Source organism: Pseudomonas sp. 31 R 17, assembly GCF_900004915.1.
Lineage (GTDB): Bacteria > Pseudomonadota > Gammaproteobacteria > Pseudomonadales > Pseudomonadaceae > Aquipseudomonas > Aquipseudomonas orientalis_A.
The window spans coordinates 46,069-70,345 of sequence record NZ_CVTN01000073.1 but is presented as its reverse complement, the minus strand read 5'-3'; the positions used below and the strand labels follow the sequence as shown (position 1 = coordinate 70,345).

Sequence of the window (24,277 nt, the reverse complement as noted above, 5' to 3'; positions counted from 1 at the left end):
CCCTGTCCGGCCTCGCAACGCTACAACACCCGCAAATACCGCTCCAACTCACCCGCATTCACCGGCTGCCTCAGCATCCCCAGCAACTGAATGTGATGGGTCCTGGCCCAGGCAAATATTTTCGGCTGATCGGCGAAGGTGAAGTCACCGAGTAATAAAAAGCGCTTTATCAGGCAGCCGTGACTCAGCGTGCGGATGTGCTGTTCGTCGGCGGTGCCAATCTTGAAACCGTCGACGATAAAACAGTCGATCCGTTGGGTTTTTGCCAGGGTACGCTTCACTTCCTTGATCGATGAGCACAGGCCGATCCGAAAGTAGCCGACGTCGTTCAACAGCGCGCTGTATTTCAGCAGGACGCCGGCGTGACGGCACAGCACCAGGATGTTTTTCTGCTTCACGCACTTGCCGTTCATGTTGATGATCCGTGTAGGTCGATGAACGCATGATCGAAGGTGCGTCAGCTGCCGGCCATCAGGCAGTTCTTAAAAGTGGATGAGGGTTACTGAAATTTCCCGGCGTTCACGCAGTAGGTCACCAGGGCCTGGTCGGTGGTGACTTCCAGCTTGCGCATGGCCGAGACCTTTTGTGCGCTCACCGTTTTACTGCTGCGATTAACCATGCGCGCGATAGCGGTCACGCTGTGGCCGGCGACGAAGAGGCGCAGCACCTCCATTTCTCGCAGGGACAGGTCGGCAAAGCGCTCGTTGACCTGCTGCGGGTTGTGCAGCACCGAGGTGGCATCCTGCACGGGACTCTGATAATTACGGCGCGATGCGATAGCGTTGAGGGCGTTCTCGATTTCTTCGTGCAGGTGGTTTTTTTGAATCACGCCCATCACGCCCAGTTCATGCAGGCGGGTCACGATCAGGCTGTTGGACATCATGGTCAGCACCAGGATCTGCGTGTCGACGAACCGCCGGGTGAGGTACTCGATCAGTTTGAGGCCGTCGCCGAATGTGGAGTCGCCGGGCATGTGGAAGTCGGTGATGACCACCTCCGGTTTTTCGCTCTGCAACTTTTCGATCAGTTGGCTGGAGCTGGTGGCTTCGCCGACCACTTCAAAACGTCCGTCGCGCTGGATGACTTCACGCACGCCGAGCAGCACGATGGGGTGGTCGTCAGCAATCACTACGTTGATTTTCTTCATGTCTACCTGTCCGATGGTTGGCCCTGTGAGCCAGGGTTGAGCGCGAGGGCGTCCAGTACCGCTTCCAGGCGCTGTAGCAGGTTGCGCACCCGCGTGGCCAGGCTCGTGGTTAGCGAGCCTTTGTACAGCGCCTCCTCCAGCGCATTGCAGGCAGCGCTCAAGCGCGAAGCACGCACCGATGCGAGGGAGCCATTCATGCGGTGCAAGTGCCGCACGACCTGTTCCTTGTCAGCGGCGTCGAGGCCCTGGCGCGTCAAGCGCATGTCGTCCTGCATGGTGGTGATGAACAACTGGTGCATGCTCGCGGAAAACGAACTCCACCCATCCATATCGCCCTGCTGCAGGCGGGTATCTTCGAGCGGCTCGACCCCGCGCTCGCCGCAATAGCGCAGCAGGGTTTTGCGCAACGCATCCAGGCTCAAGGGTTTGACCACCCACGTGTCCATGCCCGCTGCCAGGCACTGCTCGCCTTCTTCGCGCAGGGCATTAGCGGTGACGCCGATAATCGGCATTTGCCCGTCGCGTTCGCGCAGGGCTCGGGTCAGGCCATAGCCGTCGAGCCGTGGCATGTTGATGTCGGTGATGATCAGGTCAAAGGCGCCAGGCGACCAGCGTTGCAGCGCGTCTTCACCGTCTTCAGCGACAACGACGGCGGCGCCCAGTGCTTCCAGTTGTTCCTGCAAAATGGCGCGGTTGATCGGGTTGTCTTCGGCCACCAGCACTCTTAACCCCACAGGCTGGGCGATGGCGGCTTCGGTTGCTCCGTACGGCTTGACGCTGCCCGGGCGCGCTTGCGACAGCGTACGGGCAATGCCGCGTATGTCGTAGGCGTTGACCGTCCAGCTCTGCGCCAATGCGTGGGCATACGGTGCGCCGAGTTCGGTGGCGGTAATGTGTCGGCCCTTCCAAACCGCTTGCTGGCCGGGCCCGGTCACGCTGTCCAGCAGCAATTCATTTTCATCACCCTCGTAACCCGACGGCAGTGCGAGCGCGCGAGCGCCCCAACGGTTAAGCCAGTCGATCAGCGATTGCTCAAGCTCCTTGAACGGTGCCCGTACGTAAACCGCCAACCCTTGCAGCTCGATGGCCGCACACTCCGGCAATGGGCCGGGGACGATGGGCAAGCGTTGATGCAGAGAGAAACTGCTGCCCAGCCCCGGCTCGCTGACCACCCGCAGTTGCGCGCCCATCAGCTCGCTCAAGCGTGAGCAGATCGACAAACCAAGACCCGCTCCGCCCGCCTGCTGGCTGCCAGCCAGTTGCGAGAACGGCTTGAACAATTGCCCCAGTTGCTTTTCGCTGATGCCGGCGCCGGTGTCGGACACCTGCCATTGCAACGTTGCATGATCCGGCTCCAGGTCCGTCACCTTGAGGCGCACGATTACCCGTCCGGAGTCGGTGAACTTGATCGCATTACTGAGCAAGTTATTGAGGATCTGCCGAATGCGCCCAGGGTCGCCGCTCATCAGCGCCGGCACGTTTGCGTCCACACAGGCGAAGACCTGCAAGCCTTTGTTGAGCGCGGCGGCCGCGTAGCTGTTGACCGCATCTTCGAAGATGTCCAGCGGGCAGAACGCCACGGTTTCCAGCGCCATCTGCCCGGACTCGATTTTCGACACGTCCAGCACATCGCTGATCAACTGAAACAACACCGCCGAGGAGCGCTCGATGGTCTGCAGGTAGTCTTGCTGGCGGGCGTCGAGCGGGGTCAGCCCCAACAACTCCAGGTTGCCCAGCACGCCGTACAGCGGGGTGCGGATTTCATGGCTCATGGTCGCCAGGAACAGCGTCTTGGCTGCACTCGCCTCGTCGGCGGAACGCTTGGCCTGCTCCAGCAACTGCGCATCGTCGACATGCCGAGTGATATCGTTGAACCCGCAGAGCACCACGTCTTCGTCCTGATAGCGACTGAACCTGAACGACACCAGCAAATGCCGCCCGGCCACCTCGATTTGCATCTCACGCGGGTCTTCGTTGCGATAGTCGCGGTTGAGCAGGCCGATCAGCTCTGCGGTTCCTTGCCATTCCTGGGCGCGCTGGTTTTCCAGCAGCACCTTGCTGTTGTTGCGCTGCACCACGCAAAACCCCACCGGCGCGCTCTGCAGCATGGCGCGGTTGAATTCCTCGCTTTCGGTCAGCAAGCGTGTGGCGCGTAACGCCGGCTCGACGATGCCAGCGCGGTACCAGCGGTTGATCCGCCAGCCCAGGAACACTGCGAGCAGAAACGCCGCCGCCGTGCCCAGCAATGACCACTTGGCGAAGCGAAAGAAGTTTTCATAGCTGATGGTGTACAAACCCACCCATTGATCCTTGCCGGTGGACACCACCTTGAAGCGCAAACCTTCGGCGCCCAGACTCATGCCCACCGGCAGTGACGCTGAATCCTTGGCATCACCCAGCAATATTTCGCCTGCCGGCGAGATCAGCGTGACGCGGTGGTCGATCGGGCGTATCAGCAAGCGGTCCAGGTCGTTGATCTGCCCGGCGTCCAACAACGCCGCGACCGTCAGCAGGCCGTCATCCCTGTGTTCGGGCATGACCAACGGATTAATATCCAGGCCGATAAACGCCACAATCGTTTCGGAACCCTGCAACAGCCCTGGGGGCGCGCGCATCCAGCTCACACGCCGGTTGTTGAGTTGTTCGTGACGGGGGAGGAGCCCTTGGTGGAGGCGCGACGTCACGTCAAAGAAGTTGCTCTTGAGCAACACCGATGCCTTGCGCGTGCCATCGACGCCCGGAATCGCGATGTTGAACTGGTCGGTCGGCGAAAACAGGAATATCTGCGGCGCCGAATAGAACGAGCTGGCCCAGAATGCGCTGTAGTAATCGGTCAGTTGCACGCCCAGCGAATAGCCGCCCTGCAACTGCTGCAGGTCGTAATGCTTGCGCTCGCTCAGGGTAAACGGCTGGGACAGGGCCAGGCCATGGTTCTGGAACACGCGCTCCTGGCCTTTCTGCAGGATCTCGACACGGGAAACGGGCCGGATGTCGGTCAGGGTGTTCTGGTTGCTGCGGTCATACGCACTGGCGACGCTGCGCAAAAACGTGTCGTACTCATGGATGCTTTCGATCAGGCCCGAAAAATGAAAGTCGACCTTGATCCGCTCTTCGTCCAATACCCGTTCGACCGCCCAGTAGCACATGCTGACCAGCAGCACGGTGAGACCGGCGAGTACCAGCAATAGCTTGTTGATTCGTTGAGAGCTCAAGGCGAAGACGCCGAACTTCAGGCTTGCATTTTTCATCACCGACGCCCCGGGTGCAGGAATGAGGCGGCGGGGAGTTTCTCCGCCACTGTTGCCATTCCATGGCGCGCTACAGGTAGACATTCAGGCTTCAATTTAGTGCTGGCTTAAAGCCATCTTCACGCAGCAATTCCAGAAATCTTTCAGGCGAGACCGCCGCACAAATCAAAAAGCCCTGCGCCTGATCACACTGGATCTTGCGCAAGAACTCTAGCTCGTCTTTGGTTTCCACACCTTCTGCGGTGACGATCAGGCCCAGCTTGCGGCTCAGCTCGACAATGCTCTGTAGCGCAGTGGCGAGGCTGTCGTTGTCGACACAACCGTGAACCAGCGAGCGGTCGATCTTCAGTTCGCTGAAGGGCGTAGACACCAGGTTGAAATAGGAGCTCAGGCCTTTGCCGAAGTCATCCTGCGCCAGCCCGAAGCCTTTCATGCGCAAGCGGCAGGCGCCGGCGTAATAATCGCTGAGCGACTCGGTGGTGGATGTCTCCAGCAGTTCGAAGCCGATCGAGGCGGGTTCGGCGCCCAATGCCAGCACGCGGTCATGCAGGCGATCGGCAAGGTCATGGCTGTCGAGCAAGTGGGTCGGCAGGTTGATGGATACCGGCACTTCGCAGCCCCGGCGCCGCCAGAACGCCTGGGCTTCGATGGTCTGCTCCAGCATCAGCCACAGCAATGCTTCCTCCAGCCCGAAGCATTGCAGCGACGGCAGAAAGTCCCTGGGCAGCAACGTCCCCTGCTGCGGGTGTCGCCAACGCACCAGCGCTTCAGCGCTGCACACCCTGCCGTCACGCAGGGATTTTTTCGGTTGGAACCACGCCTGTATTTCTCCACTCTGCATGGCGGCCAACAGGCACTGGCGAGCCGGCTGCAGCGGATGGTTGCGGGCGACATCCAGGTCGCTGCGGCGCTTATCGAGGCACGCGCGCAGGCGCAGGATATCGCACGCCTCCACCGGCTTTGAAATCAGCCCGAGCACCTCCAGGCTCAGGTTCTTCGCCACCAGCCCGGCACTCACTAACATGCGTCGCGAGGCCACGCTCATCAGCGCCAGGGCCGGCGCGTTGTCGAGCCTGGCGATGCTCTGGATCAGCTGCACACCGTCCATCACGGGCATGAACAAGTCCGTCACTACCAGGTCGTACGGCTGCGCATTCAGGCGCTGCAGCGCCGTAGCGCCATCCCACACGGCCTCCGCCTGGAACCCACCCAAGGTACCGAACAGGTTGCGCAAAAATTCATGCTGAAACGGGTGGTCTTCAACAATCAGCACCCGATAGGGTTTCAATTGCCACTCCTTTGGTAAGGTTCCAGGCAGGTGTACAGCGTGCGCAAGGCAAACGGCTTGACCAGGCAGCGGTTCATGCCGGCCTGCAGGCACCGCTCGCCTTCTTCGCTCATTGCGTTCGCGGTGGCGCCGATAATCGGCAAGTGGCAGTCGAGGCTGCGCAATGTGGCGGTCAGTTCGTAGCCGTTCATGCGCGGCATATTGATGTCAGTGAGGATCAGGTCGAAGGTCGACTGGCGCCACATCTCCAGCGCCGTCAGCCCGTCACCGGCCAGTTCGACTGTGCAGCCGAGCTCTTCGAGTTGATCGCGCAGAATCAGCTGGTTGATGACGTTGTCTTCGGCCACCAGCACGTGGATGCCCAGGTTGAATACCGGATAGCTTTGCGCCGGTGCCGCCGCGCCGCGCATGAGTTGCCCTTGAGCAGCGCCGACCGCCTTGCGCAGGGCTTTGAGGCTATTGAAACTGACCACGCCGACCGGATTGCTCAATGCCTCATCGTGCAAGTCACCGATCGCCAGCACCCGTGGGCCTTGCCAGTGTGCAGCCAGGGTCTCGCCCAGTCGGCCGGGATGCAGTTCAACCAGCACCGCGCCCTCGGTGGTGTCATAAGCCTTGGGCAACCCCACTTGGGCGCGCGCGCCCCAGCGGCACAACCAGCCGCAGATGCTCTCGGCCAGCTCACGTATCGGCGAGACCACGCACACCAGCTCCGGCAACAGTTCGTCAGCGCCCGCCGAGGGCTCCAGTGCAGACAGCTGCTCAAGGGGCAGGTGCAAGGTAAAGCTGCTGCCCAGGCCCGGCTCACTCACCACTCGCATGCTGCCGTTCATCAGGTGCATCAAGCGCTTGCAGATGGACAGGCCCAAGCCGGTGCCGGCGACCACGTGAGTATTACCGTCGGCCTGATAAAAAGGCTCAAACAGGTGTTGCTGGTCTTCGTGGGAGATGCCTTTGCCCGTGTCAGAGACTTGCCAGTGCAACATCACGCGCTCACCGTCGCGGCTGTCGAGTTTGACGCGCAGGATGATTCGCCCACTGTCGGTGAATTTCAGCGCATTGTTGAGCAGGTTACTGAGGATCTGCCGCAGGCGGCTGACGTCGCCATTGAGCCAATCCGGCAGTTGCGGATCCACACAGGCAAACAACTGCAGGCCCTTGCGGTGAGCGGCGGCGGCATAGCCGTGAATCACTTCCTCGATCAGCTCCAGAGGTGAGAAGCGGTTGCACTCCAGTTGCAACTGACCCGCCTCGATACGCGACACATCCAGCACGTCGCTGATCAACTGCAACAGGTTGGCAGAAGAGCCCTCGATGGCCTGCAGATAACTTCTTTGCTGATCGCTCAACTCGGTGCGTGCCAACAATTCCAGGGTGCCCAGCACGCCGTACAACGGCGTGCGGATTTCATGGCTCATGGTCGCCAGGAACAGGGTCTTGGCCTCGTTGGCCGCGTCAGCCATACGCCGTGCGTGGTCGAGCGCCACTTCCACCTGCTTGCGTGCACTGATATCGCTGAACGCGCAAATCAACACATCCTCGCGCTTGTAGCGAGTGCGCGCGAAGCTCAGATACAGGTGTCGACCGTCGGCCAATTGCAGCTCGTCGAAGGTGTTGTGTTCGGCATCATCAAAGCCGCGACGAATCCAGTCTGCACTGCGTTGCTCGCGTTCCTGGCTGTGGCCGATCCACTGCGTATACAGCGGATTATCAAGCACCACCTCGCCGTTCTGGCGACGCAGCACGCACAGCGCAACCGGTGCGATGCGGATGACCGCTCGGCTGAACGCCTCGCTTTCCACCAGCGCTTCAATACGGTTGCTGGCCGGAATGATCAGGCGCTGATCAATGCGCCGCATCAGCCAGATCATCAGCCAGGTAAAGAGCAAGCACAGCGCCAGGCTGGTCAGCACGGGGGATATCAGCGCGGAGAACAGCGCTTGCATGTCGAGGGCGTAGACGATTTGCCAGTTGGAAAAGCCCAGCTGTTTACGAATCGCCAGATGATCCGGCAACCAGTGGCCACCCACCAGGCCGAACGACTGGGGCGCCGGTAGTTGGGCCAATTCCTGGCGCAGTGACTGGCCTTGCGCACTGTCAAAAATCAGCTCGCCGCGGGCATCGAGCAGGATGAACTGGCCGGCGTTTTCGTTGTGCAGGGCGCTCAGCAGGTCGGGCGACTCGACTTCCAGGCCCAGCCACCCCGACTGCGGGCTGCGGTCATCCAGCCGGGTGAAGATGTACAGCGGCGAATCATCGCGCTCAGGGTCTGTGAGCCACAGCTCGTCAACGCTGCTGTTGTCTTGTGCGTTGAGCCGTTCCAGCAAATGTGGAGCAATCAGTTGGACCGGTTCGCGCGCAGGATTCAGGCGCAGGACCTCGGCCCGGTCGCCGGTCGCGACGTACAGCAGGTTCACTTTGTTGAGCCGCAGGTGGTCGGTCATGCGGCGCGTCAGCCAGAGACTCCAGGCCTGTTTGTCCGAACCCAGGCCGACGTGCACCTCTTCGCCGGCGACCACATTGGCACTGGCGACCGGCGCCGTGGTGCTGCGCACGGCCGCCAGTCGTAGCGTATCGAGCAGCGTCTGGCGGCTGACAAAAAAGCTTTGCGCATTGGCGATTGCCGCATTCATGTAGCTGCGCCGCAGGGATATTTCCTGGCTCAAGGTGGCGCTCACGTAGCTGTAGACGCCAGCGTAGAACCCCAGCACCAGAGCGATGAACAACAGGCGCAGTAGCTTTCTCGCCGCCGCGGGGGTGGAGAGCGACGTGTCGAGCGGAGGTAAGGCTTGGCGTAGTTTCATCAGGGAACGTTAAGCCAAGGCCCTGGCCCTCGGAATAAGACGATCCTCAAAGTCGCAGACGGCGCTGTCGGCGCTCCCCCCGGCGTGACTTTTAAGAATCGCCTGATTAAACCCCGCACTTGCTCTCCCTAAGATTGCGGCGCCTGGACAAGCACCGTTACGCCCTTCGGCGAACCGGACAGCCTCCATGCATTGTCCTAATCACCGTTAATGAGGAGTTCCACCATGAAGCGTATTGCCTTGATCCTGGCGATGACCGCCGCGCCCGCCCTGACCTTCGCTGCGGGCCAGAACACCATCACGTTCACTGGCCAGGTATCGGATCAAACCTGCGCCGTATCGGTTAATGGCAACGCTGCGAACCCGGTGATCCTGATGCCTACCGTCAGCGCAGCCGCCCTGACCGCCGTGGGTAGCACAGCGGGCGAAACGCCGTTCACCATCAGCGTGAGCGGCTGCACCGCACCGACTTCGAACCTGGCCATCAAAACCGCGTTCCTCGGTAACAACGTGACCAGCGCAGGCAACCTGGCCAACGCCGGCACAGCCTCCAACGTGCAAGTACAACTCCTGAACGCCGCTGGCGGTTCTGCTGTGGTACTCAACGGGATTACCTCGGTGTCGGGCCTGACCCTGAACTCCGGCGCCACCAGCGCCAGCCACGATTTCGCCGTTCGCTACATCAGCGAAGCCGGTGCTGCCACCGCCGGTACCGTATCGGCCACCGCTCAATACGCCCTGGATTACCTGTAAGGCCAGGCATCTGCCGGGCCGCGTGCCCGGCAGGTTTATCCACACCCCCGATTCTTTATTCGCTCTGCGCCTGCTGCACGGAGAACACCATGACTCGCCTGAAGAAAACCACCCTGGCCCTGGCGCTGACGCTCGGCACAGCCATGACCTCTTGCGCGCACGCCAGCGTCGTAATGACCGGAACCCGCGTTATCTACCCGGCTCAAGCTCAGGAAAAAGTGGTGCAACTGACCAATCAGGATACCCATCCCTACCTGGTCCAAATGTGGCTCGACACGGGTAACCCGAACCTCACGGCCCAGACTGCCGATGCGCCGTTCATTGCCAGCCCGCAAGTGTTTCGCATGAACCCCAATGCCGGCCAGGTGGTGCGCCTGGTGTTTACCGGCAGCGACCTGCCAAAAGACCGCGAATCGCTGTTTTACCTCAATTTCATGCAGATGCCGGCCATCAAGACCAGCGAACTGCAAGCCAACAAATTGCTGCTCAGTGTCAACAGCCGCATGAAGCTGTTCTACCGCCCGCAAGGGCTGGCCGGCAGCCCCGACGCGCTGAGCCAGTCGCTGCATTTCAAGCTGCAGGGCAGGGCGGTGATCGCCAGCAATGACAGCGGCTATTTCGCCACCGTGCGCCGTGCCGATGTGGTCAGCCACGGCAAGGCCTACACGCTGTCCCAGGCGTCGATGATCGCGCCGTTGAGCCACGCCAACTGGCCACTGCCCGCCGGCGCCTCCGCCGCAGCGGGAGACACGGTGCGCCTGACCCTGGTCAACGACTTCGGTGCGGATGTCGTCACTGATCTGCCGCTTCTCTGATCCGCCCGGAGTATTCGTCATGCCTACTCGTCGCGTATCAACATTCAAACTGGATTGTGCACGCGCACACCACCCCTGGTTGCGCGGTTTCGTTCACTCAAGCCTGCTTGGCGCGCTCAGCCTGGTCAGCCCGGGCATTGCTATTGCGCAAAGCGCTACGGCCACGCCCGGCGACGCCTATGTGTTCGACGACAACATGCTGTTCGGCGGCGGTTCGCTGGCACGCTTCAACAAGGTCAACGCCATTGAGCCAGGCCAATACCGGGTGGACGTGTTTATCAACGGCCGCTTTATCGACCGGGTCGACCTGCGCTTCGCCGACCAAGGCGCAGGCGATGTTCAGCCCTGTCTGCCCGTCGTGCTGCTGGAAAGCGGCGGCGTACTGAAAAGCGCCATCCAGTCGCCCGCGACCGCGCAGTGCCTGGTGCTCGGCAATGCCGTCGAGGGCGCATCGACCGCCTTCGATTTTGGGCGCATGCGCTTGGACTTGAAGGTGCCGCAGAGCCTGATGCAGAAAACGCCACGGGGCTACGTTGCTCCGCAGAACCTCGACGGCGGCGCCACCATCGGCTTCGTCAACTACAGCGCCAGCCAGTACCACGTCACGCGCACCGGCAACTTCAGCGGCAGTTCCGACTCCAGTTACCTGGCCCTCAACAGCGGCTTGAACGTGGGGCTGTGGCGCCTGCGCCAGCAAGGCAACTTGCGTTACGACAGCGACAACGGCAGTCACTGGAACACCACGCGCACTTACGTCCAACGTGCGCTGCCCGGGCTGCAAGGCGAAATGACCGCAGGCCAGGGGTTTACCTCGGGTCGGTTCTTTTCCGGCATGAGCTACACCGGCGTGGAGATCGCCTCCGACGACCGCATGCTGCCGGAGTCTGTGCGCGGTTATGCGCCGACGGTCCGCGGGATTGCCAAGACCAACGCGCAGGTCATCGTGCGCCAGAACGGCAATGACATTTACCAGACCACCGTCGCGCCCGGCCCTTTCGAGATCAGCGACCTCTATTCCACCAGCTACAACGGCGACCTTGACGTCTCGGTGGTCGAGGCCGACGGCAGCGTCAGTCGTTTTACCGTACCGTTTTCGGCGGTGCCTGAATCGCTGCGTCCCGGCCTTTCGCGCTACAGCATGGCGCTGGGCCGCAGCCGTGACTTGGGCGACCACGACCCGTTCAGTGAGATGACCTACCAGCGCGGGCTGACCAACAGCGTGACCGCCAACAGCGGCTTGCGCCTCGCCGAGGGCTACCAGGCGATGGTGCTGGGCGGCGTCTACGCCAACAGCCTCGGCGCGTTCGGGCTGGACACCACCTACTCGCGCGCCAACCTGCCCAACGAAGGCAAGCTCGATGGCTGGATGGCGCGGCTGTCTTACAGCCGCACGTTCCAGCCGACCAACACCACCTTGTCGATTGCCGGCTACCGCTATTCCACCGAAGGCTATCGCGACCTCGGCGACGTGCTGGGTGTGCGCGAGTCGCTGCGCAACAACCAGACCTGGGAGTCGACGAGCTACATGCAACGCTCGCGCTTCGAGGTGTCGATCAATCAGAACCTCAAAGAGTACGGCAGCGTGTTTTTATCCGGTTCGACCCAGGATTATCGCAGTGGCCGCGAACGCGACACGCAACTGCAATTTGGCTGGGCCAACACCTTGCGCAACAACGTCAGCGTCAACCTCTCGGTGTCGCGCCAGAGCACCGGCAGCTACCTGAACCGGCGCAGCGGTAACTACAACGATCAATTGGGCAACGCGGTGGCAAACAATGGCGTGGGCACCACGCGCACCGCCGGTACCCAGGAGACCGTCACTCTGCTCTCGGTGTCGTTCCCGCTGGGCAGCCCGGCCCGTGCGAACGTGCCGTCGCTGAGCAGCTCAGTGACGCACAGTTCCAGGTCAGGCGACCTATACCAGACCTCGCTATCAGGCACCCAGGGCGCCGACCAGACCTTGAGCTACAGCGTGGACGTGTCCCGCGATGCCGATCAAAAGCAGAACGTCTGGAGCGCCAACGTTCAGAAATACCTGCCCAACACCTCGATCAGCGCCAGCGCGTCCAAGGGGCAGGATTATTGGCAAGCCTCCGGCAGCGCGCGCGGAGCCCTGGCCGTGCACGGCGGCGGGGTGACTCTCGGGCCGTACCTGGGCGATACCTTTGCCTTGATCGAAGCCAAAGGCGCCAGCGGGGCAAAAGTCATGAACGGCATGGGTGCAACCATCGACAGCGACGGCTACGCGCTGGTGCCGTCGCTAACCCCTTACCGCTACAACACCGTGGCCATCAACCCCGAGGGTATGAGCGAAAAAGCCGAACTCGATGACGGCCAGCGCCGCGTCGCACCGTATGCCGGCGCCGCGGTGAAGGTTGAGTTCAGGACCCGTGTCGGCAACGCCATTCTGGTCAAGGCCGTGCGCCCAGGCGGTGAGGCCGTGCCTATGGGCGCGGATGTACTGGACGAAAACGGCAGCGTGATCGGCATGGTTGGCCAAGGCAGCCAGGCGTACCTGCGCACCGAAAAACTCAAGGGCCGCCTGACCGTGCGTTGGGGCGACGGCGCAGACGAACAGTGCCGGATGCAGTTCGACCTGGCGCGACAGGATGTCAGTCAAGCCCTGATCAAACTCAACAGCGATTGCCGTCGCCCCTGAACCTCTTTGAAATCGGAGCTCCCCATGACTCTTGCTCGCACACTGTTCACTGTGCTTCTAGTCCTCGGCGCCACGCTGGGCGCAAACGCCGAGGCAACCTGCAGACGCGTCTACAACGGCAGTCAGGTCTACGATGGCAACTCGGCGCAACTGACCTTTGGCCGGGTCAACCTCACATCAACCTACCTGCAACCGGTCGGCACGCAGCTGGGTTCGGTGGTGATCTCACCCGCAACGGCACCCGGGCTCACGAGCGAGACAGTGCTGTGGGAGTGCGATGTGAGTGACGCTGACAGTATTTACGAAGTGTTCGCCACCAACGGTGACGACCGGGTCGGCGGCTACTGGGAAATCGGCAACGGTTCAGGGGCTTCGGTCAACGATGGGTTGCCCGGTTACTACGCCACTTGGTTCCCCTATGTCGGGATCAAACTGACGCACCTGAACTCCGGCAAGGTGTTCACACGCTATTGGCAGGACGCCAAAATTACCCAGTACGACACGGTCGGCAGCAAGATCCAGATCAAAGCCAAACACTTGAGCATGATCCAGGGCGACCTGGCTCGCGTGTCCAGCCTGCCGCCTGCGTCGGGCTCGGGAAGCAACTATTGCGGCGGCCAGGCGGCCTCCAGTGGCAGCGGCACCTACAGCTACACGTGTACCCAACCCAATGGCTATGTGCAGTTTCGCGGCGGCGGCATCGCCTCGGACCCCATTGGCTCGGACTCCAATAACCACTACAACTTCTGGGGCGCGGCCAACGGCATCGCATTTGGCATGCGCTCCGCGTCTTCGATCAGCTACACCGCCACCTGCGTGGCCCGCAACGTCACGCCGGTGGTGAGTTTCTTGCCGATCACCGCAACTGAACTGAACCAGGGCATGACGCGCAGCAGTGACTTCACTATCGGCCTGGAATGCAGCAACACCGCAAGCTCCGGCACTGCCAACAACCAGACTGCATTGGGTATTCAAGTGGCCTACAGCGCGTATACCCAGGCCCAGTCGCTGGGACTGTTGACGGGTGGCGGCGGGGTTACCTACCTGGTATCCAACGGCTACGGCACCGACCCGTCGGTCGCGACCGGCGTGGGGATCAGATTGCGCAACGCCAGCAACGGCAACGCGATGAATTTCCTCGGATGGTCAGGCACCGGCACGGGCGCCACCGGTGGCTGGTACCCGGTGCTGGCGGGCGCCAGCAATGCCGGCAGCAGTACGTCCGGCTACACCAGCTACCTGCAGACGATCACCGCGACCCTCAGTACTTTGCCAGGCGCAACGGCCAAGCCGGGCAGGGTGAACGCCACCGCTTACGTCTTGGTGAAGGTGCAATGATCAAGTTGATGTTCTACGCAGTGCTGGTGTGGGCATGCTTTGCAATGAGCGCGTCCTCCATTTCGCATGCCGGCGTGATGCCCGAGCAGACCCGGTTGATCTTCCATGAGGGCCAGACCCAACGCTCGTTGATGCTCGCCAATACCAACCCGTATCCGGTGGTGGTGCAAACCTGGGTCGACGACGGCGAAGGCAACCGTGCGCCGGAAAACTCAACCTCGGCGATGATCGCGCTGCCCTCGGTATTTCGTCTGCAACCTCAAGCGTTGCAGGGCCTGCGCATTGTTTACGACGGCAGCGCGTTGCCCAAGGACCGCGAGTCGGTGAGCTGGCTGAACCTGTACGAAATCCCGCCAGCCAAGACCGATGCGCCGGCGCTGCCTACGCGCATTGCCGTAGCGATGAACACCCAAATGAAAATTTTCTACCGTCCCGCTCACCTGCCCAGCCAACCGGAAAGCATGGCGAGTAGCCTGACGTTTCGGATTGAACAGCAGGCCGGTGCCTGGGTGCTGGTATGCCATAACCCAAGCCCCTATCACGCTTCGTTTTCTTCTTTACGCGTGAGTGCCACAGGACATGAATATCCTGTGGCAAAGGCACTCGACATGATGACCCCGCCTTTGAGCGAGAAAACCTACCCACTGGGCCATTTCACCGACGACGCAAGGGCCAGCGTGCCCGTCAACTACACCCTAATCGATGATGACGGCCATTATCTGGATGGTCACGCAACCGCCTACGTGCACCGAGCGCAGTAATGGACATGGCGAGATTCGCTCCCCCTGTGGCAACGTCACCATCGCGCATCCCACTGTCTTATGAGCAAAAAAAAGCCCGCTATCAGCGGGCTTTCTTCTGAAATGACTACCTAACCCCAGGGGCTGGTCGAACCATTTCTTTGTGAAACGTCGCAACTATTCTGTGAACCTGCACCTGATCAGAAATCCAGGTTGGACACCGCCAGCGCATTGCTCTCGATGAAGTCACGACGAGGCTCGACCGCATCACCCATCAGGGTGTTGAAGATCTGGTCGGCGCCAATGGCGTCTTCGATGGTCACGCGCAGCATGCGGCGCTGAGCCGGGTCCATGGTGGTTTCCCACAGCTGATCCGGGTTCATTTCGCCCAGGCCTTTGTAGCGCTGGATGGTGTGACGCTTGGTGCTTTCAGCCATCAACCAGTCCAGGGCTTCCTTGAACTCCTTGACCTGCTTCTTGCGTTCGCCACGCTGAATGTAAGCGCCGTCGTCCAACAGGGTGCTCAGTTGCGCGCCGAGGGTGACGACCGTCTTATAGTCATTGCTGCCGAAGAAGTCGCGGTTGAAGGTGACGTAGTTCGACAAACCGTGGGAGATCAATTCGATCTCCGGCAGCCATACGTTACGTTCACGGTCTTCGCGCAGGCTGGCTTTGTACACCAGGCCAGACTTCTCCACCGTGCGCAGACGCACTTCGTACTGGGCCAGCCAATCCTGCATGTGTGCATGATCGCCCAACTGTTCCAGGGTAATGGCCGGCAGGTAGATGAAGTGCTCGGTCAGCTCCTGAGGGTACAGGCGCGACAAGCGCTTGAGCGTTTTCATCACCATGCGGAAGTCATTGACCAGGCGCTCCAGCGACTCACCGGAGATACCTGGGGCTTCGTCGTTCAAGTGCAGGCTCGCATCTTCCAGGGCCGACTGCGTCATGTACTCTTCCATGGCATCGTCGTCTTTGATGTATTGCTCTTGCTTGCCCTTTTTCACTTTGTACAACGGCGGCTGGGCAATGTAGATGTAGCCGCGCTCGATCAGCTCAGGCAACTGACGGAAGAAGAAGGTCAGCAGCAGGGTACGGATGTGCGAACCGTCGACGTCAGCATCGGTCATGATGATGATGTTGTGGTAGCGCAGCTTGTCGATGTTGTACTCGTCACGGCCGATGCCGCAGCCCAGTGCCGTGATCAAGGTGCCGACTTCCTGGGAGGAAATCATCTTGTCGAAGCGCGCTTTCTCGACGTTGAGGATCTTGCCCTTCAACGGCAGGATGGCCTGGGTGCGACGGTTACGACCCTGCTTGGCGGAACCGCCAGCAGAGTCACCTTCCACCAGGTACAGTTCGGAGAGGGCAGGGTCCTTCTCCTGACAGTCAGCCAACTTGCCCGGCAGACCGGCGATGTCAAGAGCGCCTTTGCGACGGGTCATTTCACGGGCTTTACGCGCCGCTTCACGGGCACGCGCGGCGTCGATCATCTTGCCGACAACCAGCTTGGCTTCGTTCGGGTTCTCCAGCAGGAAGTCGGAGAAGTACTTGCCCATCTCCTGTTCCACAGCGGTCTTCACTTCGGAAGACACCAGCTTGTCTTTGGTTTGGGAGCTGAACTTCGGATCCGGCACTTTTACCGAGATGATCGCCGTCAGGCCTTCACGGGCATCATCACCGGTGGTGGCGACTTTGTGCTTCTTCGCCAAGCCTTCCGCTTCGATGTAGGTATTGAGGTTACGCGTGAGCGCGGAACGGAAACCCACCAGGTGAGTACCGCCATCGCGCTGCGGAATGTTGTTGGTGAAGCACAACAGGTTCTCGTTGAAGCTGTCGTTCCACTGCAGGGCGATTTCAACGCCGATGCCGTCTTCACGCTGGATGTTGAAGTGGAACACCTGGTTGACTGCAGTCTTGTTGGTGTTCAGGTATTCAACGAACGCACGCAGGCCGCCTTCGTACTTGAACAACTCTTCCTTGGCGCTGCGCTCATCCTTGAGGATGATGCCGACACCGGAGTTGAGGAACGACAGTTCACGAATCCGCTTGGCCAGGATGTCCCAGCTGAAGTGGATGTTCTTGAAGGTTTCAGCCGAGGGCTTGAAGTGGATCTGGGTGCCTGTGGTTTCACTGTCACCGACGATTTTCATCGGTTCCTGTGGCACACCGTGAACGTAAGTCTGTTCCCAGATCTTGCCGCTGCGGCGTACGGTGAGCACCAACTCTTCGGACAGCGCGTTCACTACCGATACACCTACACCGTGCAAGCCACCGGATACTTTGTAGGAGTTGTCGTCGAACTTACCGCCGGCGTGGAGCACGGTCATGATGACCTCTGCCGCCGAGACGCCTTCTTCTTTATGCACATCTACCGGAATACCGCGGCCGTTGTCGCGCACGGTAATGGATTCGTCCGGGTGGATGATGATGCTGATGTCGTCGCAGTGACCGGCCAGAGCTTCGTCGATGGAGTTATCGACCACCTCGAACACCATGTGGTGCAGACCGCTACCATCATCGGTGTCGCCAATGTACATACCGGGACGTTTGCGTACGGCATCCAAACCTTTCAGCACTTTAATGCTGGTCGAGTCGTACGTGTTTTCTTCGCTCATGCCTTCACTCCCGATGGTCGTGGGTCTGGGTGATACGGCCTTGTTCCACGTGGAACAAAGCGACTGGCGTTTCCGTCTGCCAGCCTTCCCTCAATAATTCGTGGTCTACACAGGTGATAAACACTTGGCAGCGTAAGTCTTCCAATAAGCGGCATAACGCGCGGCGGTGTTGCTCGTCGAGTTCGGACGGCAAGTCATCCACCAGATAAATACACTGACCGCGTCGGGCCTGGCTGACCAGGTGCCCCTGCGCGATACGCAATGCACACACCACCAACTTCTGCTGGCCGCGGGACAGAATATCCGCAGCATTGTGAGCGCCTAATCTAAGACGCAAATCAGCACGTTGGGGTCCGGCCTGGGTGTGGCCAATCTGCTGGTCACGGTGCAGGGAGGTCGCGAGCACTGCACTCAGCTCGCGTTCCTTGTCCCAACCACGGTAATAACTCAGCGTCAGCCCCTCGAGGTCCAACAGCTCGCTCAAGGTCTGCTCAAAGACTGGTTTCAAGGCTTTGATATAGGCACGGCGGTATTCATCTATTTCGTCGCTGGCCAGGCACAGCTCCCGGTCCCAGGCCGCTTGTGAAGCGGCGTCAAGTGTACCATGCCGCAGCCATGAGTTCCGCTGCCTGAGGGCCTTCTGCAAGCGCTGCCACGTGGCCATGAAACGGGGTTCCACGTGGAACACTCCCCAATCGAGGAATTGTCGGCGGATTTTTGGTGCTCCTTCCAACAGACGGAAGCTGTCGGGGTTGATCAACTGCAACGGCAGGATTTCCGCCAACTGCGCTGCGCTGCGTGCATTTTGCCCATCGATGCGAATCTGAAACTCCCCGCTGCGATCACGGGATATCCCCAATGCGCTGTGCCCACCTTCAGCCAATTCAACTTGGCCAAATACCGTGCACGCTAACTGCTCGTATTGGATCACCGGCAACAAGCGAGCGCTGCGAAAGGAACGGGCGAGCCCCAGCAGGTGGATGGCTTCCAGCACGCTGGTTTTGCCACTGCCATTGGCGCCATGAAGAATGTTGATGCGAGGGGAAGGGGAGAAGGTCACCGGGTGCAGATTGCGCACCGCGGTGACCGAGACACGACTGAGGGACATCTAGCTTCTGCTGAGCATGATTACAGACGCATCGGCATAACAACATAAGCCGAGTCGTCGTTATCGGATTCTTGTACCAGTGCGCTGCTATTGGAGTCCGACAGAATCAGGCGAACCTGTTCGGTGGTCATCACCCCCAGCACGTCCAGCAGATAGCTCACGTTAAAGCCGATCTCCAGGTTGCCGCCGTTGTAGTCGACGCCGACTTCTTCTTCCGCCTCTTCCTGCTCCGGGTTGTTCGCCTGGATCTTCAGCTGACCATTGGCCAGCTGCAGACGAATACCCCGATACTTCTCGTTAGACAGAATGGCGGTACGGCTGAACGCTTCACGCAAGGCCTGGCGATCGCCAAGTACCAGCTTGTCGCCACCTTTAGGCAACACGCGCTCGTAGTCGGGGAACTTGCCGTCGACCAGCTTGGAGGTGAAGGTGAATTCGCCAGTGGTCGCGCGGATGTGGTGCTGACCCAGAACGATGCTGACGTTGCCGTCCGGCTCAGTCAGCAAACGCGCCAATTCGAGGATACCTTTACGCGGCACGATGACCTGGTGACGATCCGGCTGGCCGATATCGGCGCGCATCGAACACATCGCCAGGCGGTGACCGTCAGTGGCGACCGCGCGGATGATCCCTTCGGACACTTCCAGCAGCATGCCATTAAGGTAGTAGCGCACGTCCTGCTGGGCCATGGCGAAACTGGTGCGCTCGATCAAGCGACGCAGCTTGCTCTGCTCCAGGCTGCAAGTCAGCGAACCTGGACCTTCTTCCACCGTCGGGAAATCGTTGGCCGGTAATGTAGAGAGGGTAAAACGGCTGCGCCCGGCTTTGACCACCAGTTTCGATTCATCAACCTTGATGTCGATCAGCGCGTCGTTCGGCAGGCTCTTGCAGATATCCATCAGCTTGCGTGCCGGCACGGTGATCTCGCCAGGTTCGGCGGGCTCTTCGAGCTGCACACGGCCAACCAGCTCGACTTCAAGGTCAGTACCGGTCAGGGACAACTGCTGGCCTTCGACCACCAGTAATACGTTGGAAAGCACCGGCAAGGTCTGTCGGCGCTCGACGACGCCTGCGACCAGTTGCAGGGGTTTCAACAGGGCTTCGCGTTGAATGGTGAAATGCATGGTCTAGTCCCTTGCCTTAATAAGCTGCGCTGGTGTCATCAGGTAGTCAGTGTACGCAGCAGGTTCTTGTAGTCCTCGCGAATATCCGCGTCGGATTCCTTAAGTTCGTTGATCTTGCGGCACGCGTGCAAAACCGTGGTGTGGTCGCGACCACCAAATACATCACCGATTTCCGGCAGGCTGTGGTTGGTCAACTCTTTGGAGAGGGCCATGGCCACCTGACGCGGGCGTGCGACCGAGCGCGAACGGCGCTTGGACAGCAGATCGGAAATCTTGATCTTGTAGTACTCGGCAACGGTGCGCTGGATGTTATCCACACTCACCAGTTTGTCCTGCAGCGCCAGCAAGTCTTTCAGGGATTCGCGAATCAGCTCGATGGTGATGTCGCGCCCCATGAAGTGGGAGTGCGCAATGACCCGCTTGAGCGCACCTTCAAGTTCACGCACGTTTGACCGAATACGTTGGGCAATAAAGAACGCGGCGTCGTGGGGCAGGTCGACTTTGGCCTGGTCGGCCTTTTTCATCAGGATCGCGACGCGGGTTTCCAGCTCGGGCGGCTCGACGGCAACCGTCAGACCCCAGCCGAAGCGCGACTTCAGGCGCTCCTCAAGGCCTTCAATTTCTTTCGGATAACGGTCACTGGTGAGAATGACCTGCTGTCCGCCTTCGAGCAGGGCGTTGAACGTGTGGAAAAACTCTTCCTGGGAACGTTCCTTGCGCGCGAAGAACTGAATGTCATCGATCAGCAGCGCATCAACGGAGCGGTAGAAACGCTTGAACTCGTTGATGGCGTTGAGTTGCAGGGCCTTGACCATGTCAGCCACGAAGCGCTCCGAATGCAGGTAGACCACCTTGGCATTCGGGTTCTTCTTTAACAGATGGTTACCCACAGCGTGCATCAAGTGCGTTTTACCCAAGCCGACGCCGCCATAAAGGAAGAGCGGGTTGTAACCGTGCTTGGGGTTGTCGGCCACTTGCCAGGCGGCCGCACGGGCCAACTGGTTGGACTTGCCCTCGACGAAATTCTCGAAAGTAAACGTGCGGTTCAGGTAGCTGGTGTGCTTGAGCGCGCCCTCGACCTGCACCGTGCGCTGCTCGGCACGAACGGGAGCTTGTTGAGAGCTGGCTCCGGCCATGGGATCGAAGCTGTCACGGGACGGCTCTTCATTCTGCGGTGCATTTTTAGGCGCAGATGATTTGGCCGGCGTCGGTGCCGGCGCTGCAGCAACCGGTGCAGCCTGGGACTGCGATGCAGCCGCAGCCAATGGCGCATTCGGGGCAGCGCGAGGGGCGGAGCTGCGTTTGCTGCCTATTAATAAGGAAAGCACGGGGGCGATGCCGTTGCCATGTTCGTCGAGCAATTCGAGAACGCGGCTCAGGTACTTCTCGTTGACCCAGTCGAGAACAAAACGATTGGGCGCGTAGACACGCAACTCGTCGCCTTCGGCTTCGACCTGTAGCGGACGGATCCAGGTGTTGAATTGCTGGGCAGGCAGCTCATCGCGCAAAAGCTCCACGCACTGCTGCCAAAGTTCCACTGACACGGATATCCCCTAAGTTGAAAGCCGGTGAGGCAAAAACAGCCGCCATTGTAGCGGCCAGCCGTCCACTTATCCACATGAAGGTTGCTCACAGGGCACCCAAAATCAACGCCTTAACGGGAATAAAGGCGACCGCCGGTGTGTGAATAAGCTCTGTGGATAACCGTACCTGAGCTCGTTGCACAAGTAGGGGCAAAAGTCTGTGGGTAACTGGCCTGTGGATAACAACCCATTCCACCCACAGCTTATCCGACAGCGCAGCACAGGCAGAGCACCGTTTCTCCCCTGTGTTGTCATCCTCTGTACACCACGTTTAATCTGGCCTGAAGGTAGTTATCCACAGAAGAACGCCTCTATAGCTTTTATAAGCTTTACAGAAAAGCTTTAAATAACTTCCTTCTTTATTTTTATATCTATGTCACTCCTCGTGGAAGCCAGGCGGATGGAAAGGGGGAGGTGGCCTCCAGATATCTAATTGAAGGAAAAGCTGGTTGGAAATTGACCTAGAGGCTTGCTTTCTCTAGAATCGCCGGTCTCTTAAAACGGGGGCCATTCCGGCCCGTTGTGGACGAACCAGGTAACAACGCCATGAAACGTACTTTCCAACCAAGCACCATCAAACGCGCCCGTACTCACGGCTTCCGTGCTCGCATGGCTACCAAGAACGGCCGTGCTGTCCTGTCGCGTCGCCGCGCCAAAGGTCGTGCGCGTCTGGCAGTTTGATAATCCGGTACTGGTGGTGAGTCAGGACTTCAGTCGGGAAAAGCGTCTGCTAACCCCCCGGCACTTCAAGGCAGTCTTTGACTCCCCCACCGGCAAGGTTCCGGGGAAAAATCTCCTGCTCCTTGCGCGTAACAACGATCTTGATCACCCCCGTCTCGGGTTGGTGATCGGCAAGAAGAGCGTAAAGCTCTCCGTTGAGCGCAATCGCCTCAAGCGTCTGATGCGCGAATCGTTTCGCCTCCACCAGGACACTCTGGTTGGGTGGGATATTGTTATCGTCGCGCGCAAAGGCTTGGGGGATGTAGAAAACCCCGAATTGATTCAGCATTTCGGCAAGCTCTGGAAACGTCTGGCGCGTACCCACAAACCAGCACCAGCAGTCAGCACCGAAACTGTAGGGGTAGACAGCCTTGATGCGTAAACTGGCAATCGTTCCGATCCAGTTTTATCGCTATGCCATTAGTCCTCTGATGGCCAGCCACTGTCGTTTCTACCCCAGTTGTTCCTGCTACGCGTTAGAAGCCATAGAAAACCATGGTCTTCTGCGCGGTGGCTGGCTGACCTTTCGTCGTTTAGGTCGCTGTCATCCGTGGAATGCCGGTGGTTATGACCCGGTTCCACCTATCCCTACCTCCCGTTCTTCTTCGATGGCCGAGTAATCATGGATATTAAACGCACGATCCTGATCGTCGCCCTGGCAATCGTGTCCTACGTCATGGTCCTGAAATGGAACCAGGACTACGGCCAGGCTGCCCTGCCGACTCAGAATGTTGCTACCAATCAGGCTGCGCCGGCTATTCCGGACACCCCGCTGGGTAACAATGCGTCCGCGAGTGCCGATGTTCCCAGCGCGAATGGCGAGACAAGTGCCCCGTTGGAAACGCCAGTGGTCACCAACAAAGACCTCATCCACGTTAAAACGGATGTGCTCGACCTGGCGATCGACCCGCAGGGTGGCGATATTGCCCAGCTGAAGCTGCCGCTTTATCCACGTCGCCAAGACCATCCGGATGTTCCGTTCCAGCTGTTCGATAACGGCGGTGAACGTACCTACCTGGCGCAAAGTGGCCTGACCGGCACCAATGGTCCGGACGCTCGTGCTACCGGTCGTCCGATTTATTCGACCGAGCAGAAGAGTTATCAACTGGCTGATGGCCAGAACCAGTTGAACGTCGACCTGAAATTCAGCCTCGACGGCGTCAATTACATCAAGCGTTTCAGCTTCACCCGTGGTTTGTACGATCTGAAGGTCACTTACCTGATCGACAACACCAGCGACAAGGCCTGGAGCGGCAACCTGTTTGCCCAGCTCAAGCGTGACGCCAGCTCCGACCCTTCTTCCAGCACCGCCACCGGCACCGCGACTTACCTGGGCGCCGCCCTGTGGACAAGTAACGAGCCGTACAAAAAAGTGTCGATGAAAGACATCGACAAGGGCGCGCTGAAAGAAACCGTTCAAGGTGGCTGGGTAGCGTGGCTGCAGCACTACTTCGTAACCGCGTGGATCCCGAACAAGGGTGAAGCGAACGTGGTGCAAACCCGCAAGGACAGCCAGGGCAACTACATCATTGGTTTTACTGGCCCGGCATTGACCGTCGCACCAGGCGCCAAGGCTGAAACCAGCGCCACCCTGTATGCCGGCCCGAAAAGCCAGGCGGTACTGAAAGAGTTGTCCCCAGGCCTGGAACTGACTGTGGATTACGGCTTCCTGTGGTTCATTGCCCAGCCGATCTTCTGGCTGCTGCAACATATCCACAGCATTGTCGGTAACTGGGGCTGGTCGATCATCTTCCTGACCATGCTGATCAAGGGGATCTTCTTCCCGCTGTCGGCCGCCAGCTACAAGTCGATGGCACGCATGCGTGCCGTGGCGCCGAAACTGGCTGCGCTGAAAGAGCAACATGGTGACGACCGGCAGAAAATGTCGCAGGCCATGATGGAGCTGTACAAGAAAGAGAAGATCAACCCGCTGGGTGGATGCTTGCCGATTCTGGTACAGATGCCGGTATTCCTGTCGCTGTACTGGGTACTCCTGGAAAGCGTGGAAATGCGCCAGGCACCGTTCATGCTGTGGATAACCGACCTGTCGATCAAGGACCCGTTCTTTATCCTGCCGATCATCATGGGCGCAACCATGTTTATCCAGCAGCGTCTGAACCCGACTCCGCCGGACCCGATGCAGGCCAAGGTAATGAAAATGATGCCAATCATCTTCACCTTCTTCTTCCTGTGGTTCCCAGCGGGCCTGGTACTGTACTGGGTAGTCAACAACGTGTTGTCGATCTCCCAACAGTGGTACATCACACGTAAAATCGAAGCGGCTACCAAAAAAGCCGAGGCGTAATTTACTCTGTGGATAACCACTCAAGAC

General features: G+C 59.7%; 18 protein-coding genes. 9 read left to right on the top strand and 9 right to left on the bottom strand.

What is annotated here, in order from left to right:
- Nucleotides 1-20: 20 nt before the first annotated feature.
- The 5 genes from BFP89_RS17670 to BFP89_RS17650 form a co-directional block, all read right to left on the bottom strand.
- Nucleotides 21-413 carry a hypothetical protein gene (locus tag BFP89_RS17670; RefSeq protein ID WP_065886712.1) on the bottom strand — a complete coding sequence of 131 codons (393 nt, stop codon included), beginning with the start codon at nt 411-413 and terminating at the stop codon, nt 21-23.
- Nucleotides 414-499: 86 nt separating this feature from the next.
- Nucleotides 500-1,147 carry a response regulator transcription factor gene (locus BFP89_RS17665; protein WP_065886711.1) on the bottom strand — a complete coding sequence of 216 codons (648 nt, stop codon included), beginning with the start codon at nt 1,145-1,147 and terminating at the stop codon, nt 500-502.
- Nucleotides 1,148-1,149: 2 nt separating this feature from the next.
- A complete protein-coding gene (locus tag BFP89_RS17660; RefSeq protein ID WP_065886710.1) occupies nt 1,150-4,395 on the bottom strand; it encodes a hybrid sensor histidine kinase/response regulator in 3,246 nt (1,081 codons plus the stop codon).
- A 91-nt stretch (nt 4,396-4,486) separates the two neighbouring features.
- The gene (locus BFP89_RS17655) at nt 4,487-5,683 is read right to left on the bottom strand and encodes an EAL domain-containing response regulator (protein ID WP_065886709.1); all 1,197 of its coding nucleotides are present in this window, start codon (nt 5,681-5,683) and stop codon (nt 4,487-4,489) included.
- Nucleotides 5,680-8,487, bottom strand: a complete 2,808-nt coding sequence (locus BFP89_RS17650; protein ID WP_065886708.1) for an ATP-binding protein — start codon at nt 8,485-8,487, stop codon at nt 5,680-5,682. Before BFP89_RS17650 ends, BFP89_RS17655 begins: the two co-directional genes overlap by 4 nt.
- Before the next feature lie 225 nt (nt 8,488-8,712).
- Between BFP89_RS17650 and BFP89_RS17645 the strand changes: the two genes are divergently transcribed.
- The 5 genes from BFP89_RS17645 (at nt 8,713) to BFP89_RS17625 (ending at nt 14,813) form a co-directional block, all read left to right on the top strand.
- Nucleotides 8,713-9,240, top strand: a complete 528-nt coding sequence (locus tag BFP89_RS17645; protein ID WP_065886707.1) for a fimbrial protein — start codon at nt 8,713-8,715, stop codon at nt 9,238-9,240.
- Between the two features lie 89 nt (nt 9,241-9,329).
- Nucleotides 9,330-10,055 (top strand): fimbrial biogenesis chaperone, encoded by a 726-nt coding sequence (locus tag BFP89_RS17640; RefSeq protein WP_065886706.1) that lies wholly within the window; start codon nt 9,330-9,332, stop codon nt 10,053-10,055.
- A 19-nt stretch (nt 10,056-10,074) separates the two neighbouring features.
- Complete coding sequence (locus BFP89_RS17635; RefSeq protein ID WP_083208098.1) at nt 10,075-12,714, top strand: fimbria/pilus outer membrane usher protein; 2,640 nt, start codon at nt 10,075-10,077, stop codon at nt 12,712-12,714.
- Between the two features lie 24 nt (nt 12,715-12,738).
- Nucleotides 12,739-14,052 (top strand): fimbrial protein, encoded by a 1,314-nt coding sequence (locus BFP89_RS17630; protein WP_065886705.1) that lies wholly within the window; start codon nt 12,739-12,741, stop codon nt 14,050-14,052.
- The gene (locus BFP89_RS17625) at nt 14,049-14,813 is read left to right on the top strand and encodes a fimbrial biogenesis chaperone (protein WP_083208097.1); all 765 of its coding nucleotides are present in this window, start codon (nt 14,049-14,051) and stop codon (nt 14,811-14,813) included. The genes BFP89_RS17630 and BFP89_RS17625 overlap by 4 nt, the downstream gene beginning before the upstream one ends.
- A gap of 179 nt (nt 14,814-14,992) precedes the next feature.
- Here the strand turns inward: BFP89_RS17625 and gyrB are convergent, their stop codons facing one another.
- Genes gyrB through dnaA form a run of 4 tightly spaced genes read right to left on the bottom strand, consistent with a single transcriptional unit; the run spans nt 14,993 to nt 21,186 of the window.
- A complete protein-coding gene (gyrB, locus tag BFP89_RS17620) occupies nt 14,993-17,410 on the bottom strand; it encodes a DNA topoisomerase (ATP-hydrolyzing) subunit B (protein ID WP_065886704.1) in 2,418 nt (805 codons plus the stop codon).
- A 4-nt stretch (nt 17,411-17,414) separates the two neighbouring features.
- Nucleotides 17,415-18,518, bottom strand: a complete 1,104-nt coding sequence (gene recF, locus BFP89_RS17615) for a DNA replication/repair protein RecF (RefSeq protein WP_065886703.1) — start codon at nt 18,516-18,518, stop codon at nt 17,415-17,417.
- A 20-nt stretch (nt 18,519-18,538) separates the two neighbouring features.
- The gene (dnaN, locus tag BFP89_RS17610; RefSeq protein ID WP_065886702.1) at nt 18,539-19,642 is read right to left on the bottom strand and encodes a DNA polymerase III subunit beta; all 1,104 of its coding nucleotides are present in this window, start codon (nt 19,640-19,642) and stop codon (nt 18,539-18,541) included.
- Nucleotides 19,643-19,680: 38 nt separating this feature from the next.
- Nucleotides 19,681-21,186, bottom strand: a complete 1,506-nt coding sequence (gene dnaA, locus BFP89_RS17605) for a chromosomal replication initiator protein DnaA (protein WP_065886701.1) — start codon at nt 21,184-21,186, stop codon at nt 19,681-19,683.
- A gap of 585 nt (nt 21,187-21,771) precedes the next feature.
- On the opposite strand from dnaA, the gene rpmH reads away from it, so the two are divergent.
- From rpmH to yidC, 4 genes are read left to right on the top strand one after another with little or no spacing between them, the layout of a single operon-like run.
- Entirely contained in the window at nt 21,772-21,906 is a 135-nt protein-coding gene (gene rpmH / locus BFP89_RS27670; RefSeq protein ID WP_003213577.1) for a 50S ribosomal protein L34, read from the top strand.
- A 13-nt stretch (nt 21,907-21,919) separates the two neighbouring features.
- Nucleotides 21,920-22,327, top strand: a complete 408-nt coding sequence (rnpA, locus tag BFP89_RS27665) for a ribonuclease P protein component (RefSeq protein ID WP_020302575.1) — start codon at nt 21,920-21,922, stop codon at nt 22,325-22,327.
- Nucleotides 22,320-22,565, top strand: a complete 246-nt coding sequence (yidD, locus tag BFP89_RS27660) for a membrane protein insertion efficiency factor YidD (RefSeq protein ID WP_003233592.1) — start codon at nt 22,320-22,322, stop codon at nt 22,563-22,565. The genes rnpA and yidD overlap by 8 nt, the downstream gene beginning before the upstream one ends.
- Nucleotides 22,566-22,567: 2 nt before the next feature.
- Nucleotides 22,568-24,250, top strand: a complete 1,683-nt coding sequence (gene yidC, locus BFP89_RS17595; RefSeq protein WP_065886700.1) for a membrane protein insertase YidC — start codon at nt 22,568-22,570, stop codon at nt 24,248-24,250.
- The last annotated feature ends 27 nt before the right edge of the window (nt 24,251-24,277 follow it).

Coding starts and splice junctions, on each gene's coding strand:
- BFP89_RS17670 (WP_065886712.1), bottom strand. CDS start 413: ATGAACGGCAAGTGCGTGAAGCAGAAAAACATCCTGGTGCTGTGCCGT.
- BFP89_RS17665 (WP_065886711.1), bottom strand. CDS start 1,147: ATGAAGAAAATCAACGTAGTGATTGCTGACGACCACCCCATCGTGCTG.
- BFP89_RS17660 (WP_065886710.1), bottom strand. CDS start 4,395: ATGAAAAATGCAAGCCTGAAGTTCGGCGTCTTCGCCTTGAGCTCTCAA.
- BFP89_RS17650 (WP_065886708.1), bottom strand. CDS start 8,487: ATGAAACTACGCCAAGCCTTACCTCCGCTCGACACGTCGCTCTCCACC.
- BFP89_RS17645 (WP_065886707.1), top strand. CDS start 8,713: ATGAAGCGTATTGCCTTGATCCTGGCGATGACCGCCGCGCCCGCCCTG.
- BFP89_RS17640 (WP_065886706.1), top strand. CDS start 9,330: ATGACTCGCCTGAAGAAAACCACCCTGGCCCTGGCGCTGACGCTCGGC.
- BFP89_RS17635 (WP_083208098.1), top strand. CDS start 10,075: ATGCCTACTCGTCGCGTATCAACATTCAAACTGGATTGTGCACGCGCA.
- BFP89_RS17630 (WP_065886705.1), top strand. CDS start 12,739: ATGACTCTTGCTCGCACACTGTTCACTGTGCTTCTAGTCCTCGGCGCC.
- BFP89_RS17625 (WP_083208097.1), top strand. CDS start 14,049: ATGATCAAGTTGATGTTCTACGCAGTGCTGGTGTGGGCATGCTTTGCA.
- gyrB (WP_065886704.1), bottom strand. CDS start 17,410: ATGAGCGAAGAAAACACGTACGACTCGACCAGCATTAAAGTGCTGAAA.
- recF (WP_065886703.1), bottom strand. CDS start 18,518: ATGTCCCTCAGTCGTGTCTCGGTCACCGCGGTGCGCAATCTGCACCCG.
- dnaN (WP_065886702.1), bottom strand. CDS start 19,642: ATGCATTTCACCATTCAACGCGAAGCCCTGTTGAAACCCCTGCAACTG.
- rpmH (WP_003213577.1), top strand. CDS start 21,772: ATGAAACGTACTTTCCAACCAAGCACCATCAAACGCGCCCGTACTCAC.
- yidD (WP_003233592.1), top strand. CDS start 22,320: ATGCGTAAACTGGCAATCGTTCCGATCCAGTTTTATCGCTATGCCATT.
- yidC (WP_065886700.1), top strand. CDS start 22,568: ATGGATATTAAACGCACGATCCTGATCGTCGCCCTGGCAATCGTGTCC.